The organism is Tardiphaga sp. OK245, from assembly GCF_900108575.1.
Lineage (GTDB): Bacteria > Pseudomonadota > Alphaproteobacteria > Rhizobiales > Xanthobacteraceae > Tardiphaga > Tardiphaga robiniae.
Genome location: NZ_FNWZ01000002.1, coordinates 1,193,375 through 1,211,531, shown reverse-complemented (window position 1 = coordinate 1,211,531; position 18,157 = coordinate 1,193,375). Strand labels below are relative to the sequence as shown.

General features: G+C 57.2%; 15 protein-coding genes. 6 read left to right on the top strand and 9 right to left on the bottom strand.

Annotated elements, in window-relative coordinates:
- Nucleotides 1-4: 4 nt before the first annotated feature.
- The 4 genes from BLW80_RS12345 to BLW80_RS30260 all read right to left on the bottom strand — a co-directional run bounded on the left by BLW80_RS12345 (nucleotide 5) and on the right by BLW80_RS30260 (nucleotide 4,349).
- Nucleotides 5-1,864: a sigma-54-dependent Fis family transcriptional regulator gene (locus BLW80_RS12345; protein ID WP_093758106.1), complete on the bottom strand. Its 1,860-nt coding sequence runs from the start codon at nucleotides 1,862-1,864 to the stop codon at nucleotides 5-7.
- A gap of 97 nt (nucleotides 1,865-1,961) precedes the next feature.
- On the bottom strand, nucleotides 1,962-2,252 hold the full coding sequence (locus tag BLW80_RS12340; RefSeq protein WP_093758105.1) for a hypothetical protein: 291 nt from the start codon (nucleotides 2,250-2,252) through the stop codon (nucleotides 1,962-1,964).
- Between the two features lie 622 nt (nucleotides 2,253-2,874).
- Nucleotides 2,875-3,138, bottom strand: coding sequence for a helix-turn-helix domain-containing protein (locus BLW80_RS12335; protein ID WP_093758104.1), 264 nt, complete (start codon nucleotides 3,136-3,138; stop codon nucleotides 2,875-2,877).
- 869 nt (nucleotides 3,139-4,007) lie between these two features.
- A complete protein-coding gene (locus BLW80_RS30260) occupies nucleotides 4,008-4,349 on the bottom strand; it encodes a hypothetical protein (RefSeq protein ID WP_093758103.1) in 342 nt (113 codons plus the stop codon).
- 520 nt (nucleotides 4,350-4,869) lie between these two features.
- Here BLW80_RS30260 and BLW80_RS12325 point away from each other — a divergent pair.
- From BLW80_RS12325 to BLW80_RS12310, 4 genes are read left to right on the top strand one after another with little or no spacing between them, the layout of a single operon-like run.
- A complete protein-coding gene (locus tag BLW80_RS12325) occupies nucleotides 4,870-6,129 on the top strand; it encodes a site-specific integrase (RefSeq protein WP_093758102.1) in 1,260 nt (419 codons plus the stop codon).
- Nucleotides 6,126-7,628 (top strand): site-specific integrase, encoded by a 1,503-nt coding sequence (locus tag BLW80_RS12320; protein WP_093758101.1) that lies wholly within the window; start codon nucleotides 6,126-6,128, stop codon nucleotides 7,626-7,628. The genes BLW80_RS12325 and BLW80_RS12320 overlap by 4 nt, the downstream gene beginning before the upstream one ends.
- Entirely contained in the window at nucleotides 7,625-9,808 is a 2,184-nt protein-coding gene (locus tag BLW80_RS12315; RefSeq protein WP_093758100.1) for a tyrosine-type recombinase/integrase, read from the top strand. The genes BLW80_RS12320 and BLW80_RS12315 overlap by 4 nt, the downstream gene beginning before the upstream one ends.
- Complete coding sequence (locus tag BLW80_RS12310) at nucleotides 9,805-10,350, top strand: hypothetical protein (RefSeq protein ID WP_093758099.1); 546 nt, start codon at nucleotides 9,805-9,807, stop codon at nucleotides 10,348-10,350. The genes BLW80_RS12315 and BLW80_RS12310 overlap by 4 nt, the downstream gene beginning before the upstream one ends.
- A gap of 94 nt (nucleotides 10,351-10,444) precedes the next feature.
- Here BLW80_RS12310 and BLW80_RS12305 read toward each other — a convergent pair whose 3' ends face one another.
- Nucleotides 10,445-11,224, bottom strand: coding sequence for a hypothetical protein (locus tag BLW80_RS12305; protein WP_093758098.1), 780 nt, complete (start codon nucleotides 11,222-11,224; stop codon nucleotides 10,445-10,447).
- 672 nt (nucleotides 11,225-11,896) lie between these two features.
- Here BLW80_RS12305 and BLW80_RS12300 point away from each other — a divergent pair.
- Nucleotides 11,897-12,103, top strand: coding sequence for a hypothetical protein (locus BLW80_RS12300; protein ID WP_093758097.1), 207 nt, complete (start codon nucleotides 11,897-11,899; stop codon nucleotides 12,101-12,103).
- Between the two features lie 338 nt (nucleotides 12,104-12,441).
- Here the strand turns inward: BLW80_RS12300 and BLW80_RS12295 are convergent, their stop codons facing one another.
- The 4 genes from BLW80_RS12295 to BLW80_RS12280 all read right to left on the bottom strand — a co-directional run bounded on the left by BLW80_RS12295 (nucleotide 12,442) and on the right by BLW80_RS12280 (nucleotide 16,752).
- Nucleotides 12,442-14,865, bottom strand: coding sequence for an AAA family ATPase (locus BLW80_RS12295; RefSeq protein WP_093758096.1), 2,424 nt, complete (start codon nucleotides 14,863-14,865; stop codon nucleotides 12,442-12,444).
- A complete protein-coding gene (locus BLW80_RS12290; protein WP_093758095.1) occupies nucleotides 14,862-15,635 on the bottom strand; it encodes a metallophosphoesterase in 774 nt (257 codons plus the stop codon). Before BLW80_RS12290 ends, BLW80_RS12295 begins: the two co-directional genes overlap by 4 nt.
- A 206-nt stretch (nucleotides 15,636-15,841) precedes the next feature.
- The gene (locus BLW80_RS12285) at nucleotides 15,842-16,417 is read right to left on the bottom strand and encodes a hypothetical protein (RefSeq protein ID WP_093758094.1); all 576 of its coding nucleotides are present in this window, start codon (nucleotides 16,415-16,417) and stop codon (nucleotides 15,842-15,844) included.
- On the bottom strand, nucleotides 16,414-16,752 hold the full coding sequence (locus BLW80_RS12280) for an HNH endonuclease (RefSeq protein WP_093758093.1): 339 nt from the start codon (nucleotides 16,750-16,752) through the stop codon (nucleotides 16,414-16,416). The genes BLW80_RS12285 and BLW80_RS12280 overlap by 4 nt, the downstream gene beginning before the upstream one ends.
- 1,073 nt (nucleotides 16,753-17,825) lie before the next feature.
- Between BLW80_RS12280 and BLW80_RS12275 the strand changes: the two genes are divergently transcribed.
- A complete protein-coding gene (locus BLW80_RS12275; protein WP_093758092.1) occupies nucleotides 17,826-18,086 on the top strand; it encodes a helix-turn-helix domain-containing protein in 261 nt (86 codons plus the stop codon).
- Nucleotides 18,087-18,157 lie beyond the last annotated feature (71 nt).

The window sequence follows — 18,157 nt, the reverse complement described above, 5'->3', positions numbered from 1 at the left end:
TTGCCTAATCAGGCACGTCGACCTTGAGGAGCTTGATTTTGCGGTAAAGTGTAGCGCGGCTGAGCTTGAGCGCTCTTGCGGCCTTCGACACGCGGCCGCCATGATTACGTAGCGCGGTAATGATCGTTGCCCGCTCATCGACTTGATTGGCCTCATCATCAAAACCGCCGAAAGGTGGCAGGTCTAGATCGGCTTCGACGATAACGCCGTCCTCCGCCATGCAAGCAGCTAGGCGTAACGCGTACCTAAGCTGACGCATATTCCCAGGGAACGGATAGCAAAGCAGCCTCGTCCAGGCATCTTGCGAGATCCGGCAATTCGGAGCTTCTTCGCCAGCGATTTGCGAAATAACATCTGCCTTGTCGCCGCGTTCGCGCAAGGCTGGTAGCTGGATCTGCAACCCGCGTAACCTGTAGTAAAGATCTGCTCGAAACGTGCCATCATTAGCCATGCGATCAAGATCGCGGTGAGTTGCACTGATCAACTTGATATCGACCGTTACGGGCTTTGATGCTCCCAAAGGCCAAACCTCGCGATTTTCAAGTACCCGCAGCAAACGGGTTTGCAGAGCGATCGGCATATCCCCAATTTCGTCGAGAAATAGCGTACCGCCGTTCGCTTGTACGATTAGTCCCTTCGATCCTTCACGCCTCGCGCCCGTAAAGGCACCTGCTTCATATCCAAACAATTCAGCATCAATCAGGCTTTCAGGTATGGCCGCACAATTTAACGCGACGTAGCTGTTGCGGGCGCGATTGCTAGAGGCGTGAATTGCCCGCGCAAATACATCTTTGCCTGTGCCGGTCTCCCCATGCAGCAAGATCGGCAAGTTCTGGTCATTGACCATCATCAGTTGCTTAATACCCTTGGTCAGCGTGGGATCGCTGCCCGCCAGCCTGTATAAGCTGGTGAATCGATTAGATGGAGCCTCGGGACGCTGCTCGGACCGCATCCTCATTGACTTTGCAGCTGCTGGTCGCGCGATCTGCCCCTGTCCCAGGGAAGTGCCGTCTGCCCGTCGTACCTCAACCGACGTTTCCCGTTTCGCATTTCCATCCAATTGGATAAGGCTTGACAGGTTGATGCCAGCTTGAATCATTTCATTCGTCAATCCAAGGATAGAGCGACCGCGCCGACATACGCCGACAACGCGACGATCATCGTCATATGCGATTAGTCCACTGCCACAATCACCGGGCAATGTTGCTATCCAGGAAGTCTCAAATTCTCGGCGAAAATTCGAGCTTTCAATTCGTCGTGCAGTCTCCACCGCGATTGCGAATGCGAGCTGATGGGCGGCCCGCTCAAGATCGCTGCGGCAAGATGTAATATTCAAAACCCCAGCCAATCTGCCGCGATAGTCGAACAGCGGGGCTACGCCACAAGTAAAGATGCCATACTGTTCGCGGAAGTGCTCGTCGCGATGCACCAAGATTGGCCTCTGCTCGGCGAGCGCGGTACCGATCCCGTTCGTTCCCTCGCAAGCTTCCGAGAAATTCGAGCCCGTGTAGATACTTAAATCGCGGAATATCGTTTCATATTCTCCTCCCGGTAGACGGCTAACGAGCACGGTCCCATTTGTATCCGCAAAATTTACGCAATAACCGGAATCGCGAAGCACTCGTGCAAGATCTTCCAACTCTGGGATCGCAATCTGAAGCAGTCGTTCAATCGGCCCGATAATGTTTCTGACTTCAGATTCAGTGAACGTCTGCGGTGGCCGCCGCTGGGCAGGATCGAGCTTGTGGTCAATCAGGCACCGTCGCCAAGAAATGGCAATCCGCGAATCGGGCTCGGCATTGGCCAGATGGTTAGCCGCCGACAAAACACGGGCGACGTGGTTCGAGGCCCCATTACTGGCCATTCGGACATCTCCCACCCTGCACTATTTTTTGCCAGAATCACACACCGGAAATATAAGTCAAGCGGCGGTACATCAAGTGCGGGTGAATCGTGCCCCGCTATCGAGCAACAAACTCCTTTGTCCGGGACGTTAATGTTGGTCGAGAATGCTCTGCGAATATGGCAATGCGGAATTGCACGGCTGTAGCGGCGGCCCACGGGGTAATTCCATTGAGCTCAGGATGGCCGGTTTCGATCCACGCAATCCAATCGCTGCCGTGTTTGACCGCGTCGGCTCTCAAGGTTTCTCCCCGCTCCTGCGCGGCTTGGCGCAACGCCTGTTCCATTTGGGCCACCCTTGTCTTTTCCGCGGCTTCCTTCTGCTCCGCCTCTTGGCGCCGTGCGCGCATCTGCCGCTTTGCTCCTGGTCGATGGGAAGGCCGAGCATTTGAACGACAGCGGCTCCCTTCCGGAACATCATTGCTTCGATCTTGCGGATGGGAATGACCATCTCATCGAACGTCTCGTCGTCGGCTTCGATCGCCTCGCCTAACGACAATCGGCCGTCTTGGGTAACGCCAGCCAATCATTGAGTGGGAAATCATCAATTCATTATCTGGCAGCACTTCCAGGATTTTCTCGATGCGCTCAATGAGGCTGGTCATGCGCAGGCTTATCCCTCCCTCGCGAACAAGCAACGGCAATCTGCGGGAAGTGCCGCAAGCAATCTGGCTACAGCGGCTAGGATAGGAAAACGCGATTGTAACTAGACGGGGAAGTAACAGTCGATTGGATCTCGTCGCCGCGCTGCCGATTCTCTTTTGGTTGTTCGCGGCTACTCGATCACGTTACGATGTCGATTCCGCGCGTAGCTTTCCGTTCGCGCCACAGGAGGCGACGCTTTTGCCCCTCAACTGCGGCTCCTGGCAGCGAGATTCAGGCGTGGAAGGCAGTCCTGGAGTCGTGAAGTTGCGGCCGCCACACCCGACCCTCGTCGTGCGGACATCCGTCATCTCGCCAGCCCGCAGCTGATCACTCGCGCGTCGTAACCGCTCGCTCAATACGAATGCCCATGCCTGACATGCCGGCGAACTCGGAGCGAACGCCTGCTTGCTCGAATGCTGTTCTGAAGTTTGCCAGCGTCTCAGCACGTGGAACAGAACGGCCCTGCTCGTACCTGGCGATCGCGCCCTGTGACACGCCAGACTTTTCCGAAAGCTCGTCCTGCTTCCAGTTCAACAACCAAGCCCGGGCCGCTCGCACGTGTGCCGCGGTGATTAGGGGATCGTTAAGCATAAGCGAACATGGGAGAGGACAATTGGGTCACTCCGTGCTAAACTTCATGAACGATTAACTATCGCCTCAGTGTGGAAGCTGAGGTTCGCCTGAAGACCGAGAGCGGCTCAAGTCCTCTCCATTTGTGCCAGCGAATCTTTAAAAAGGCTTTAGGTGCAGCAGACGGCAAAAAAACCGCAGTTATAGATCGGCGCAGCTTGGAGCCTGCTGAATCCTTGCCCCTCCAGCGGACGCATCGTCGAAAAATCCTTAAAATGTGTGTCGTCTTGGCGATTCATCCAAGCGTCGTCGGCTCCTCAACTGAAATCCCGATCATGATCTGACTGCAATCGTCGCGGAGTCGTGTCCGTTATGTTGCTTTTCATGTGATTTATCACATTAGGGAGTTTGCACGATGCGCCTCATATACGTCTCGTCCAATGGCAATGGGTCCAAAACCCGACGCTCTCCACGGCCGCCCCACAGACGATCTGAACTCATCGAACGCGCGAACCGGAGTGTACCGGTTCGCATCGAGTTTCCGCATCCATTGTGTTGGTGGCGCACACGGGCGGCGCATTCATTCAAAAATAGTGATATTGCCATCGCTCGTTGTTTTCTGCGGAAGTCAGCAATCATCGACGAGCCACGCTGGCATCTTGCCGCGCAAGGAAACGCGGCGCAGGCCGCCGGAGTTGCGCTGCGCACTCGAACGCAAACATCGAATTTCATATCAGTTGACCTCGCAATGACTGCCGTCCTTTGCGTCGCCTTGGAAGGCGCCTCGACTGCGACGTTCTCCCGAACCGTGCGGACGCGACCTTGCTTTCCGCAGTGGAGCGCGCAGATAGCGCGCCACATTTCTCCCATCCATGGTCAACCGAGCCGAGTCAGTCGAATTCTTCAAGCTCGCTGGGCCGCATGGCATCGGCGACTACCGTCCAGAGTTTGGACGCTTTCTCGTTGAGGAGCTGCAACCAACGTAACGCGACCATCACGTGGCCCGGCGCGGTGCGGCAGGATGTGGCTATTATGGTCGACGTGATTAATTTTGGGCCCGATAACATCTTTGCGACGACCGCGCCGCCGGGCGCAAGGGCGGACGCTCGATCCGGACACAAGCCGAGCTTTCCACTGGCACGCGTGCACATTACCGCAAGCGTCTCGAAGTGGCACTTGCTGGTCGGGTGGGCGAGGAAATGCCACTGGGCGAGGCCCCCGACCTCGACCATGCGACCTGCCTTGCGGCGGACATGGTGGGCAGTCTCGGACTAGCCGAACCAACCTCGCTCACCTACTTCGGACCACGAGGATCGGCCCGTGACTTTCTTCGCTTCGGCGAGGTTCGGCAGGCGATCGCGCGTTCTGTCGCGCGCTTCTCCAACAAACCCCCGCCACCGTGAAATCGGTCGCTCTACGCCAATTCCAGACCGGAAGGATCGACGGCGTTGAAGTAAAGGAGCTTATCGATACCTGCTCGCGAGCAGGCGAATCCTTGGCAAGTGGCCAGACCCCAGACAGTACGCTCGAGGCAGGCTCTAACTCTCCATAGGCCAATTGCATCACCCAGCCGAGCGCTTTAGTCGCCGCAGTATAGCAAGGATTCATTAGCTCTACTGACGGTCAGCGGTTTCCGCGGCAAGGATTGGCGCCCGGGAAGGCAAGGAGCGTTTACCTATATCCACGAGGGTGCATCTCTGACAGCTCCCTCACTCGTTGCAGTGTCACCTTAATCACACTTCAGAAACCATCATGCGTGAAGTCGTTCAAATCACTCAGTGCAGAACTGTACGTTTCGCAAGCGGTGAACGCTTTCCTCTTGTTGTTGATGCGCGCGGAATTCCACTGATCGCCGCGACTCGATACTTGGCGACCCGCCGCAATCTCGCTCTCAACACGCTAGAGAACACAGCTCGCACTTTGGCGAAGGTACATGATTTTCTTGAATCGCGAGACGTCAACATCGCCGAGCGCGTGGCAGTTGGCTCTGCCCTTACAATGGATGAATTAACCGGTCTGCGAGACCATTTGCGTACGATTGGACGTCGGACAGAAACCATTCTAACCCGGAGTTCGCTGCGGGAGCCTCATAATCCGCGGCGTCGAGTTGTCGAGCACGCAGAATGGTACGCGAGATGCCGTCGCGCAAGCGCATATCTTAAATGGCTCATTGATGCCGAGATGGAGCGAGCCAGTTCAACTTCCTTCGAGCGAGTGCGTTTCGAAGTTAAAAAGCTGGAGAGTCGACTAACCGACTTGCGACCGCCACCAGATAGATGGGAGCAAACTTCTCTTTCGGTCGAAGAGCGAAACGCATTGATTGAGACAGTGACCGTCGGCTCTCCAAAGAACCCGTTTAGCCCTACCCAGCAACTTCGCAATATGGCGCTCATTGCCGCGTACTACGAGACAGGATTGCGCAAATCCGAACTCCTCGTGCTCCGGAGGGACGATTTACTACCTCCGGCCTTGAAGCCGCAGCTGCGCCTCGCACGCCGCCCTCACGATGAGGACGACAAGCGCGCGAAGATGCCCAGCGTCAAAACAATGCCAAGAACAATGCCTATCGCACCGGACCTTTACATCCTCCTGACGTCTTACGTTGCGGCCGATCGCAGCCGTCTGCGAAAACGGTTCAGAGAACGCGGCGATAGATCGGCCCTGAAACGATTGGATCAAAACCCTTTCGTCTTCATAAGCTCAACTGGGTCCGCCCTATCGCTATCGAGCGTTCACAAGATCTTCGATACATTACGAAATGCAGATCCGAGACTGCCAATCAACCTATCGCCTCATGTCTTGCGGAGGGCTTGGAACGATCGATTTTCGGAATACTGCCACGGAAACGGCTTTCCGGAAGATCGTCGCGCTCAACGCGAGTTCTATATGGGCTGGGCAGCACACAGCAGCCAGGCAGAGCGGTACTCGCGACAATCGACATCCAATGCTGTGGCTCTAGCAATTCTTAACACTCAGCAACGTTGGTCCTCTTGGGAGCAAGCCCAACCATGACACAAGACATCATCAAAGATTTCGCCGGCCGCGATGTTGATTGTTCGGGCGATGTTTGGCGGCTCAACGTGCCAGGCGATGCTATGGACCTTAATTGGCAGCAATTAGATTCTCTTCCGGCCGAGATCATTGTCGCTGCAAAGGCTTATGTGAAGCATAAAATATCCACTTGGGGTCCCCCAAGTGTCGCGGGCTTCTTCTATATGTTGACGCGGCTTTCGCGGTGCCACTCACTAAAAGATGCATATGCGGGCCAACTCACCTTTCGGGCGTTTGAGGAGTTGCGCTCAGATAAAAGGGCTCATGGGCCGGATCTCACACGGTTTCGCGGCTGGTACGGCTGGTGTGCTATCAATGAATATTCTGCCTTCGACAGCAGCGTCTTTAATGCGCTCGCCACCGTCAAGATCGGAGCGGATCCGCACGGACGCGTTGCTCGCAAGAAGAAACTCGACCAAGGTCCCCTGACCGACGGGGAACGAGACGATCTGTTGCGAAAGACATTTGGGGCAGCGGACCTTGGATTGAGAGAGCGGGTTGCCATTTTGCTTGCAATGGCTTTTGGCGCGAACTCGGGCCCACTAACTCTCCTTCGTGTTGACGACTATCAGGTGAAATCGTCCGGTGGAACGATTTATTACTTTATCAGAATTCCGCGCCACAAAAAGGGATTTTCACACGAACGGGCCGACTTCCGAACCAGGCAGGTCGACAGCACCATAGCGCCCTATCTAGAGCGCCTTATCGCGGAAAATCGTAGGCGCGCGTCAGTCATTTGGAAACGTCACACTGGGTTGGACCTGCCCGCAGACGTCGGAATTCCGATTTTCATGGGTGACAGCGTGAACACAACGCTGACTGCCCCCATGAGGGAATACTCCCTTCACATGGCGGCCCGCGAATTCACGGAAATGCTTCAGGAAACGGCCTACCGTGTGAAAGGGCGGTCCCGTTCAGGCATCGAGCTGAGCTTGAATACTCGTCGCCTGCGGTCAACCTTTGCGACCAATCTAATTGTCGACGGATACCCCAAAGCGCATGTTGCCGACGCTCTGGATCACAGCAATACAAAGTCGGTCGACAGGTATGAATTCCAGAACCATCGGCTTGTGGAGAGCCTGGATGCGCGCATTGGCCAGCGGATCTCGGTGGTCGCGAAGGCATTCCTAGGTCAGATCGGCAGTGAACCCCACCCTGTAGCTTCAGGATCAAGGGCAATCTCATATTTCGATCGAACTTCAGATCGCCCTATGGAACTCGGAAGCTGCGGTAGCAACGAGCCATGCGGCTTACCAACGCCCGTGGCTTGCTATAGCTGCCAACACTTTCGAGTTGGGCTCGATGCACCGCACGATCGTTTCCTTAATCAACTGGAGAGCGAACGACAGCAACGCAGAGACAGCGCCAAACACCCTCGTATTGTCCTCCTACACCAGACGACCATACAGGCAATCCAAGAGGTAATTGAAGCTTCAAATGCGGCGAGGGCAGCGCGATGAAGCGCAAGAAATCTGCGTTAGCCGGCCTCTCGATTGCGCTGGATCCACTTGCAATGGGAGGGGATCCCAAAGCCAACCTGGAGCGGATGGTGTTGGCTGCGCGCAACAGCGTGGCGTTTGGGGCGGATCTCGCCTTCGATGATGACAATTGGGAGGTTAGGTCGTCCACGGCCAATAACAGGAAATCCACGCTCTGGTTCACGGTGCACGACATAGAAGGCGCCTCAAGGGACGTTGAATCCCGCGAGCGTCTCAAAGAACCTTTTTCGGCTTTTCTCAAAGCGACCATTCGCCTGTCCGAGGCAGCCGCCCCCAGGTCCGGATCAAGTCATGAGGCGATGCTCGGGGCTGCCCGTTACCTTTATGATCAGCTGCGACATCGTCAATACGATCCGACCCGGGTCACAAGACATGACTTCGAGCAAGCAGAACGGGCCGCGCGCGAGCGCGTCTCGTCGCCTTGGTCTCAGTACGCAGTTGTGGTCAACTTGGTAAAGATAGCATCCGTCATATCTCGCCATCGTCTTAGTTATGCGCCTCTCGAATATCGTCCCAGGACACCAGCTCCAGACTATCATCACCTAAAGGCCACCATTGTCCACGATGCCGACGGACTTCCGAGCGATGCAGCACTTGCTGCGATTCCTTTGATCTCGTTGCAGGTCACGGAGCCGCGGGACGTGTGCATGATGCGAACAATTGAGCTGTTGCATTGCGCTCCATGGCGAATTGGCGAACTCCTTTCACTGCCCAATGACTGCGAGGTTGTCGTGTCACCGGACGGACAGCCTCTGACGCTCGATTGCCTCAATGAAGAGCGGCCGCTGCGTTATGGCCTTCGGTATCGTCCGGAGAAGTCACCGGGTCTTCAAACCGACATCAAATGGATTCCGACTGCGGCAGTCCCGCTTGTGCGCCGTGCACTCACTGACCTCAGACGGCACTCTGAACACGGGCGCAACGTTGCTGCCTATATGGAGACAAATCCAGGACGGGCATGGCTCCCGCCAGACATCCGCGATTGCGAGCGACTCTCGATTGATCAGATCGCCAAGATTCTAGAGAGTGACACAAGAGAGGCGTTTCGTTGGCTGCGCTCCTTCGATGTCGCGATACGAAGCGATCATGTCCACCGCAAGGAACTGATTGCAGGGCTCAATACAACGCTCAGTGCCAAGGCAAGCGAAAAAGCCCTGCTGACGGCCGCGATGGAACTGTTGCAGCGCGACGAGACGAAACCCTTTCTGGCAATTGCAGAACTAAAGGATGTGATCGCCGTCAAGGATGTGTATCGCTGGTTGAGATACAAGAAGGTCCATGTTTATCCCTTTAGCGTCGCGCGCGACGACGTTGAAGCAGTTCTGCTCCGCTTGCATCGCGATGTAAGCCCAGAGTTCCCGTGGAAGCTGTCCGAGTGCCTTTTTGTGTTCCCTCACCGGTTTTTCGCCGGCCAGCGGTCGCTCCCGCCGTCGACATCTCTAATGACAAGAGACCAACTCAGATACTTTCTGACTGGAACTGCGCAAACCTCAAGCATCTTCGAACGGCTTGGCTTCGAAGAGCCCGATGGATCGCCGATCCATGTCACCAGCCATATGTTCAGACGGTGGTTGGCGACGCTTGCGCTGAACGAAGACATGTCGGCGGCACATGTTCAGAACTGGCTCGGTCATAAGAGCGAACGCAATGTAATTGCTTATGATCGCAGAACACCTGAACAGATTGCGCGCTTGATGCGGACGGCTCTTATGGAGTCTGGCATCGGCCCACTTGCCGAGCTTGCACGCGCTTCGGCCGATGCGGAGGAAAACGAATCTTTACTGGAGGCCGTCCTACCGACAGCGCATGAAACGGACCATGGGCTCTGTACCAGAGGCTGGGCATTCGGTCCGTGCGCACGCTACGGTATCTGTGCCGGGTGTGAGAAGCAGATGATTCTCAAGGGCGACCGCGAACATCGGCGAGCAGCGGCAGAGACGCTGCGCGAGAACCAGCTTTTGCTGGCACACGCGAACGAGCAAGGAAACGGTGTCCGACGCGGCGCATCAAATCAGATTCGGTTCCTGGAGACCGAGATTGCCACACTGGAGGCGACACTCTCCATTCATGACGACATCTCCATAGCCGACGGCACTTATGTCCAACTCGATCTACCTCGTCTTCAGGAGGCGAAATCATGAGCCTGGAGAACGCCGACACCGAGCCACCTCGCCGCGGTAGCCCTCGTTTGAAACCAGAATTAGTGGAAAAGATCGAGAGGGAGTTAAAGAATTGGTCTTTGCCAAAGATAACTTGGGATCGCGTGGTTAGTCGCGTGGAAGTCGTCGCAAGGCGCCGCTTCAGCCGCCAAGCGCTCGAAGCCAATGACATCATTCATCGCGCATACGCTGAAGCCAAGCAGAAGCTCCGAAAGGGAATGCCGCTGGCCAGGCGCCCGCCAATGCCAGAACGTTTAGCCAGGCTTCAGAGTGAGAACGAACGGCTTCGCCAGGAGAACGAGATTCACCTCGAGATGTTCGTAACCTGGCTCTATAACGCCCAGTCGTATGGCCTGCGCGTGGAGAACCTGGAGGCTGAGTTGCTCCCCGCCGGACCCGACCGCAGCGATATCAAGGAGCGGGTGTTACAGGCTCGGGAACGACAACGTCAGAAGCGGCTCCAATATCAGCAGCAGCGACTCGAGCGGCGGAGCAATTCATCAAGGGCGAGCAGTCATAGGTAGTCCGCAGAGGGCGTCAGGAGAATCCTTCTCGGGCGAGATCACGTATTTCCGCAGTGCGTCGGTTGAGGTTTGTTTCTACCCGGTTGAACATCGGTTAAGGGTTCGGGCCGGCCGGTGGATCGACTTGCGTGGTCGACTTCCGCTTGAACCGCGCAGGAACGACCTTGAGTTCATCCGCGAGTGCCCATAGGTCGGCTTTCGGCTCTTGGATCAATGTCCTGATCATGATTCCGACTGCGTGAAGTGACGCATGACGTTCGACGATATAGAGCAGGTCGTCATCGAACGTTGCTCCAACCTGTGCGGCGACCTGGGAGAGGAGATAGACGGCGCCTTCCAACTTGGCGTCCTGCCTCCGTTGTGCGGTTGGCGCGCTTCGGTTAGTGGTCGAGAACCGGAGCCGGTCGACTTCCCAGTTCGCCTGCTGCAGCGTCGAAATCAGAATGGTGCGATCAACCATCGTGACAATTAGCTCTGCATGGAGAAGGAGCCGCTCAGCTTGCTCGACCGACAGATTTTTACTTTCATCCAGATCCGCGGCCTCCAGGGCTTCGAGCATTTGACAATAGCGTGGGCGCGCCGTGGCGTAGGCTGCCAGGAACTGGTGCACCGCGTCCGCCAGGTCCACGTTGAACCTGCACTTCCTTTCCAACATAAGAAGTGCCTTTGCCGCCACCGCAGCGGCATTGGCAGCCATCGCAATGGCTTCCTCAAGTGCCTTGCCAGCCAAATCCTCCCGCGCCTCGTGGAGCCGCCTGAGGGCCTCCGCGATTAGAAGCGTAGGCCGTGCTTCCGTCTCGGGGGCGACGGGCGCGCCCCATCGATGATTCTCTCTCATCGTAGCCACCCCAGGTGGCGCTTCGTATTTGTCCATCGGACCACTCAGTTTTGTTCGAGACGAATCGCGCCATCAAGCGAGCCTTCCGGCGCTTGGCCATTCTGCTAAGAAGCCCCGGCATCTAGATGCCGGGGCTTCTTTCTGCTGTTGGGAGACCGCTCACCAAACCTTACAAAACCGCACAAAATCGCGCGGTGAATACTAGAGCTTGAGTGCTCATAGTATCTGTCAAGAATATGCTATTGCCCTTTAGATCCGGACATCTCAGCGGCAAGTCAGCTCAATTTGTAAGGATAACTTCTGTCAGGTTCCTATGTTGAGCCGACCGTGATCGAATGGGGCCGCGCCTTCGATGTCCCGGTCTATTCGCACGAGGCCGACCGCGAATGGAGCGAAGGGACGATCACCTGTCACTGTGGTCGGGCGAAGGAGATCGCGCCAAGCATGACCGGTCCGCCTCGGCGGCCATTACGACGGCGGCACGATCATGCACTGGGCCCAGGGAGCGGGCGGCCGCGGCGCGCTGCTGTCGGGTGACATCCTGCAGGTCGTCGCCGACCGCAAGCATCAGCCAGTTCGCCACGAACCCGGTTTAACGGAGCGCATTCGCGCAGCTTGCCGACGAATACCAAACGATGGTCCACGACCTCGAGGCACTCATCGCATCCGGAAACATTCCCGGGGATCTGGGGATATGACCGAGGCGCCATGATCACTTTTATCTTCACGCTGACGCCTGACTACCGCACTGAGCTGTTGGATTGGATGCGCTGCCATCCGGATGCGACTGCTCCGGTCGCCAGCAAATGGTTGTTCGAGCGTTTCGCGCTCGACGTCCCCCCAGTGACTGCATCGCTTTGCCGCGCGCAACGGGCTGGCATTCGTGCCCGGCCGCCGCCACAAGGCACCAAATGATGCAGCCTAGACGTTGCGCCAAAAAACCCGGCTGGTTGGTTTGCGCAACCCATCCCGCGACGGACGGCGAGCAAGCACCGCCCGGCAATTCTGCCCTCCTAGGGCCAGCGTGCCTATCACATTGGGCTTGAGATTGTTGTTTTGAGCCGTTGGCCCGCCCCAAGAGACGCGTTGCGTTTGTACGCTCCCATCTCCTTACGCACCTGTCGTCGGTTCTCATCTCGCCGAACCGTGTATCTTTCAGATCTGCGTAGAGCGTCGATTAATCGGGCGCGTAGCAGATCATTTCTGCGGGCGGCTGTGAAATCGTTGCGAATCCTTTCCTCGCCGCCGAAAACTCAATTGTCGATGATGGAGCGATTTCCTTTTCGCAATTTCTGGCGCCCATCACAACGCGCCTCCGGCGGACGAGGGACATTCAGCATCAGCGTTTCAGATTTGGCCCGTCCCGCAATCATTTCCGCGACCTCGGCACCATCGATCCTTCCGCTTTCGAAGAGCCGTCTGGCTACCGCCTCAAGGGCCGCTTGGTTGTCTTCAAGCAACGCGCGGCACGATTTCGCTGCTTCCGACAGTTCATGGCCGACCGCTGCGCGTGACTCGGCAAACACGAGGATCGCGCCGGCGCTTCCCCGAGGGCCGAGATAGAGGAGTGGTGCGGGTCCGGCGAGACCGACACTACCGACCATGTCCGCGGCGAGAGTTGTGGCGATATGGAGGTCAGAACCGGTGACGCCCCCAGATCCGTGCGATGGGGCGCCCAGCAGTATTTCCTCGCCTACCCGTCCAGCTAGCCTCACCTCGAGCCGCTTGCGGTATTCTGCATAAGTGCCCGAAGAGAGCTCGATTCGGGTGCGGATGGAGGAGCCTGCTCGGCCTGCAATCGATGCCGTCGTCGCGAACACATCGTTTGGCCCGAAATGAATGACGTCGATGACGATATGTGAGGCTTCGTGGACGCAGATGCGCCAACGTAATTCCTCCGGGCGATCGTCCTCCGGGGCGACAGCCTGCCGGAGATCCTCCAGTGTCACGTCGCGTGCGGCCTGCCGCGCGGCGCGCCTAGCGTCCTTAACCATTCTCTCGACATCCGCTCCGGTCATTCCAGCCGCAAGTTCGGCGATTGGTCGGATGATTTCGGTGCAAAGCGCATTGCCCAATCTCACGCGAAACATCTGTTCGATTTCATCGATGGTCGGAAACCCGATCTTGACGACCTTGTCGAAACGACCTGCCCGCAACAGTGCCGGATCACAGCGGGTGACGTCGTTACTGGCTCCTACGAGGATCACACCTTCACGTCCCGCGATGCCGTCAATCTGCTCCAGCAGCGCGTTGACGACTTCGATGACGTAGTCCCTGTGCGCATGAGCTACGCCAGCGCGATCCGGAAAGGAATCGATCTCATCGATGAACAGCACGCACGGTGCCTGAGCGCGGGCAGCATCGAAGTCCGCACGCATTGCGCGAAGGAGGAGACCCAGGTGGGCATCGCCCGAGGACTGCCATTTGGCAAATGAACATGCGATCAAGTTGAGATTGGCCTCAGATGCGAACACCTTAGCAAAGAGGGTCTTTCCCGTGCCAGGCGGCCCAGTGAGCGCCACAGCCGAGCCAACCGCATCCCAAGAAATTTCTCCGCATTTCCAAGCAGCAATATCAGCGATGGCGCCGTCAGCCCAAGCACGCGCCTCTCCGAGGCCATGAAGTTCAGTCAATGTCAGATCACGGGACTTCCTCTTTGAGTCCTTGAGTGCAGCCAACCGCTGCAGCTCAGCAACGCATTGCGCTGGGGTCCGGTCGAAGCGCACAGCAAGAGCCAAGTCGGTAACGGTAATCTGCGCAGCCAGTTCGGTGTCGATGCGCTCTCGGCACGTCTTCCCAGTTACGATGCGAATTGTCCGGACGATCGTGGTCGTGTCCATCCGCGGAAACTCAATACGATCCGTGGCCGCCTTCGAAACGGCTTCGGGAAGGTGCGTAATAGCGAGAGGAGAAATCGCGATAAACGGCAGGGCTAAGGACAACGCCCACTGTGCTCGTGTCTCTGCAGCCGACTTGTTTTTTGCTGCCGGGGGTGCGTAGGCAACGAGGTAGACTGCGTCATAGTTCTCGCGCAGGCCGCTCCAACTAGTCGCATCCAGCAGTTTGGATTCGTCGTCGAACAATACTTCTTGCCAGACATCGGCCACTCTTCGCATCAACTCGTCATCGGCGATGTCGATGACGACGACCGGCGCTGCCGACCGGATCGCTTCAAGAAGTGAAGGATTGCTATCAAACAGACGCGCTAACATTAAACGCGCTGCAACTCGGCACGCTGTAGCCGGATTCACGCTCGAAGCGTAACGCGACGAGGTATAACTAACGTCCTTACCCTGCGTTTCGCTCGAGTTATTGTTTGCCGACCAGTCGCGCCCTGCCGTCACACCCTTGCCATCGGCTGGAGGTGTCAATCCTCTCTCGCGCATCGCCTGCATAGCGGCCTTACGTGTCTCAACCTCGAGGCTCTTCAAAATTTTCTGACGTTCTCTCTTGCGATCGATCTCGGCCGTGTGACATCGAAAGCGATACGATTCCCGCCAGTCCGCCTTGTACGATGCAAGCTCAAGGTCGCCCATGCTTTGCGATGAGGCATCAAAGGCAGAGTTCATGGCCGCCGAGAGCCCGATCCCCACTACGTCACGTTCTCCGGGGGGCGGATGCTCTACCGTCGTGACCGTATTGCTTTCGAGATGGGATTGGTCCCTGATGTTCGTCATGCATCGATCTCCACAGTGAAGAGCGGGTCAAAGTGCTGGTTATTATGGGCGTACCCAATCGGATTTGAGATCAGCCGAGTCCGGCCACGTTGAAGATCCATCGAATAATGTGTGTGGCCAGAAACCCAGAACTCCGGTTGGTAATCATCAACCAGTTCTCGAAGATCCGAGGCGTAAGCAGCGGAGATCATGTCCTCGCGAAAATTCGGGTCGATGGCCTCGATGCAGCATGCGTGATGGCTCAGCACCAGAGTTGGTCCATTGTGAGCCGTTGCAAGCTGGGCTTGGATGAAGGCGCGCGAGCTCTGATGCAACATTCGCGCTTCGTGCGGACGAAAACGCAGCCAAGGCGATTTCTGCCACGTGATTCGCTTGTGGTCGCTCATGGTGTTGTAGGCTGTGCGCATTGCAGGCTCGCGCAATACCGGTCCGAAGAGTTCGTAGTCAGTCCAAAGGGTGGCGCCGATGATCCGCAGCTTCCCGATGGCAATCGCCTCATCTTCCAGGAAATGAACTCCCAGAACGGCGGCGGCACCTTGTCCATTCCGCACTTCATCCGGCCATACCGACCTGTAGAACTCATGATTGCCGGCGACAACGACGATCTCGACCGGCTTCGGATAGGCTTCCCGCAGCTCGGTAAGTGAGCGGATGAGCCCCTCGCAGACGTCCCCTGCAACAAGAACGGCCTGCACGCCGGGAATCAGCGGAGGCAATCCGCGGGAGCCAGGATAATCAATGTGTGCGTCTGAGAAGATCTGAATTTTCATGGCACCTTGTTGTCCTTGCGCAAAGACGACTGCATCAATTGAACGCACTAGCTTCGATCACGAGGGTCGCGGACTACTCGTTCGTGCCCGGGGGCGCTGCTCTGGTACCTTTCGCAGGACTGGCAATGCGATCACCTTGTGGAAGGTCCCTGCCTAGCCACGCCTAGCCACGTCCTGCCGCACCGCGCCGGGCCAAAATAATGGAGTTACGTCGGTTGCAGCTCCTCAACGAGAAAGCGCCCAAACTCTGGACGGTAGTCGCCGACGCCATGCGGTCCAGCAAGTTTGAAGAATTCGACTAGCTCGGTTCGGTTGACCATCGATGGCAGAAAGGTGGCCGCCACCTGTGCGCGCCACCGCGGAAAGCAAGGTCGCGTCCGCACGGTTCGGGAGCCTTGCACCCGCACTGTCTCGCGGTGACGAAAGTTCGGATCCGCCCAAAGTTCAGCAATCGTATCTGGACCATCGAACTCGATCATGGCGGGCCCATCGGGGAGAAAGGCCGCCTTGGCGACTAAGCCCTTATTCCTCCTTTTTGCTCCGGCGACCAGTACGGCCTTAATGCAATGAGGTGGCAGGCAAGGGCGCCCCTGATGCAGCCAGAGCCCTCCGTGCCATTCCAGCTCGGCGATTCGCATGTAGTCGGCCTCGGTTTTCATCCGTTTGGATGTGACCGCGGCCAGCGCTTTCGCCAACGGATCGAGGGGATCGGCCAGCCTGGCTGAATGCATCAGCATTGGCCCGACACCGACAAGTCTTATGGCTATCTGTTCAGCACTCACAGCTTCCCTCTTTGGTTTGCTTGATCGAACAGCGGTTGTGGATCGATGACAGCCGGGACGAAGTCCGATGGCCGCGTCGGAGGCAAGGCGGCGTATCGACGGGCGCGCAGCATTGACGTCACGCCCTCGTGGCACTCGCTGCATAACGTCGTGAGATCGCCGTCCACTTCACGACCGAGACGTTCATAAGTTCTATGGTGGACCTCGAGCGAATAGCCGTCTGCGGCCGAATGGGTACAGAGCCGGCATCGAAATCCAGACGCTTCCAGTTCTCGCAGTTTCACTGGGTTGGAGCGCCAGGCCCAGCTTTGCAGATACGCTTGATACGAAGTCATCTCGCGTGTGTCCTCCAGCAGGGATCTTCTGGTGCAACGTCGACGCTCGGCAGCTTGTTGACCGCAGATTCGGATTGCCCGGCCGGTGTCATTGTCGGGAGTTGACGGGCGAGCTCATGCGTCGCTGAATCTGCGACGGATATCGATGAAGCCGCGGGCCCTACTTGCGCGTTTTGGGCGGTCCGGCACCGTTCCGGCTGCGGCATTGGCTTTGCCCGTGGCTCCGCCAACCCTTCGAGAGAGCGGCACCCTGCGGATCGATGGCGGTGCGACTCTCGAGCACCGAAGCGAGCAGGAATGCTGCAGCTGAGGCGCCTTCCAGTGCAACGCAAAGGACAGCCGTCATTGCCAGGTCGACAGATATGAAGTTCGTCGTTTGCTTTCGGATGCGCAGAGCAACTCCGATGGCTATCGCTGCGTTTCCTTGCGCGGCCAGATGCCAGCGAGGCTCACCAATGATTGCTGACTTCCGCAGAAAGCAACGGGCGATGGCAATATCGCTGCTCTTGAATGAATGCGCCGCGCGCGTCCGCCACCAACACAGTGGGTGCGGATACTCAATTCGGACCGGCACGTTCCTTTTCGCGCGTTCGATAAAATCGGATCGTCGGTGGGGCGGCCGTGGAGGCCGTCGGGTCTTGGACCTATTGGCGTCGGACGAAACGTCTATCAGGCTCATGATGCAAACTCCGTCATGTGATAAGTCACATAAGAAGGGCGGCGTGGCGGCCGCGGCTCCGCAACGATTGCAGTCAGGGTGCGATCAGGATTTCAGTTGGACAGCCGAAGGCACCTAGGTGGCTCGGCGCGAGGGCACGGATTTTAAGGATCTTTCGACGGTCAGCCCCGATGGGGATCAAGGATTCGGCTTACTTCAAGCTGCGCCGAACTACACCTGATTCTTTTTGACGTCTGCTGCAGCTAAAGCCTTTGGAAGGATTCGCTGGCACACTGGGGAGAGCTGGAGTCGCTCTCTGTCTTGGGACGAATCTCAGTTTCCACACTGAGGTGATAGTTAATCATTCATAAAGTTTAGCACGGAGTGACGCGATTGTCCTCTCCCATGTTCGCTTATGCCTAATGATCCCTTAATTACCAGCGCGCAGGTCCGAGCAGCCAGGGCCTGGTTGAACTGGAAGCAAGACGAGCTTTCAGAGAGATCCGGCGTGTCACAACGCGCGATCGCCAGATATGAGCAGGGCCGTTCTGTTCCACGCGCTGAGACATTGGCAATCCTCAGAACGACATTCGAGCAAGCAGGCATTCACTTTGAGTTCTGCGGGATGAAGGGCACAGGTATCAGGATCGAGCGACCAGCCGCTGAGTTTGATTGATCGATCTGCGCGTTTGGTCCACACGAAGGGGAGTTTCCAAGGGGACCAGCGCGAGAGACGGCGGGAGTTGA

Coding starts and splice junctions, on each gene's coding strand:
- BLW80_RS12345 (WP_093758106.1), bottom strand. CDS start 1,864: ATGGCCAGTAATGGGGCCTCGAACCACGTCGCCCGTGTTTTGTCGGCG.
- BLW80_RS12340 (WP_093758105.1), bottom strand. CDS start 2,252: ATGCGCGCACGGCGCCAAGAGGCGGAGCAGAAGGAAGCCGCGGAAAAG.
- BLW80_RS12335 (WP_093758104.1), bottom strand. CDS start 3,138: ATGCTTAACGATCCCCTAATCACCGCGGCACACGTGCGAGCGGCCCGG.
- BLW80_RS30260 (WP_093758103.1), bottom strand. CDS start 4,349: ATGGTCGAGGTCGGGGGCCTCGCCCAGTGGCATTTCCTCGCCCACCCG.
- BLW80_RS12325 (WP_093758102.1), top strand. CDS start 4,870: ATGCGTGAAGTCGTTCAAATCACTCAGTGCAGAACTGTACGTTTCGCA.
- BLW80_RS12320 (WP_093758101.1), top strand. CDS start 6,126: ATGACACAAGACATCATCAAAGATTTCGCCGGCCGCGATGTTGATTGT.
- BLW80_RS12315 (WP_093758100.1), top strand. CDS start 7,625: ATGAAGCGCAAGAAATCTGCGTTAGCCGGCCTCTCGATTGCGCTGGAT.
- BLW80_RS12310 (WP_093758099.1), top strand. CDS start 9,805: ATGAGCCTGGAGAACGCCGACACCGAGCCACCTCGCCGCGGTAGCCCT.
- BLW80_RS12305 (WP_093758098.1), bottom strand. CDS start 11,224: ATGGACAAATACGAAGCGCCACCTGGGGTGGCTACGATGAGAGAGAAT.
- BLW80_RS12300 (WP_093758097.1), top strand. CDS start 11,897: ATGATCACTTTTATCTTCACGCTGACGCCTGACTACCGCACTGAGCTG.
- BLW80_RS12295 (WP_093758096.1), bottom strand. CDS start 14,865: ATGACGAACATCAGGGACCAATCCCATCTCGAAAGCAATACGGTCACG.
- BLW80_RS12290 (WP_093758095.1), bottom strand. CDS start 15,635: ATGAAAATTCAGATCTTCTCAGACGCACACATTGATTATCCTGGCTCC.
- BLW80_RS12280 (WP_093758093.1), bottom strand. CDS start 16,752: ATGACTTCGTATCAAGCGTATCTGCAAAGCTGGGCCTGGCGCTCCAAC.
- BLW80_RS12275 (WP_093758092.1), top strand. CDS start 17,826: ATGCCTAATGATCCCTTAATTACCAGCGCGCAGGTCCGAGCAGCCAGG.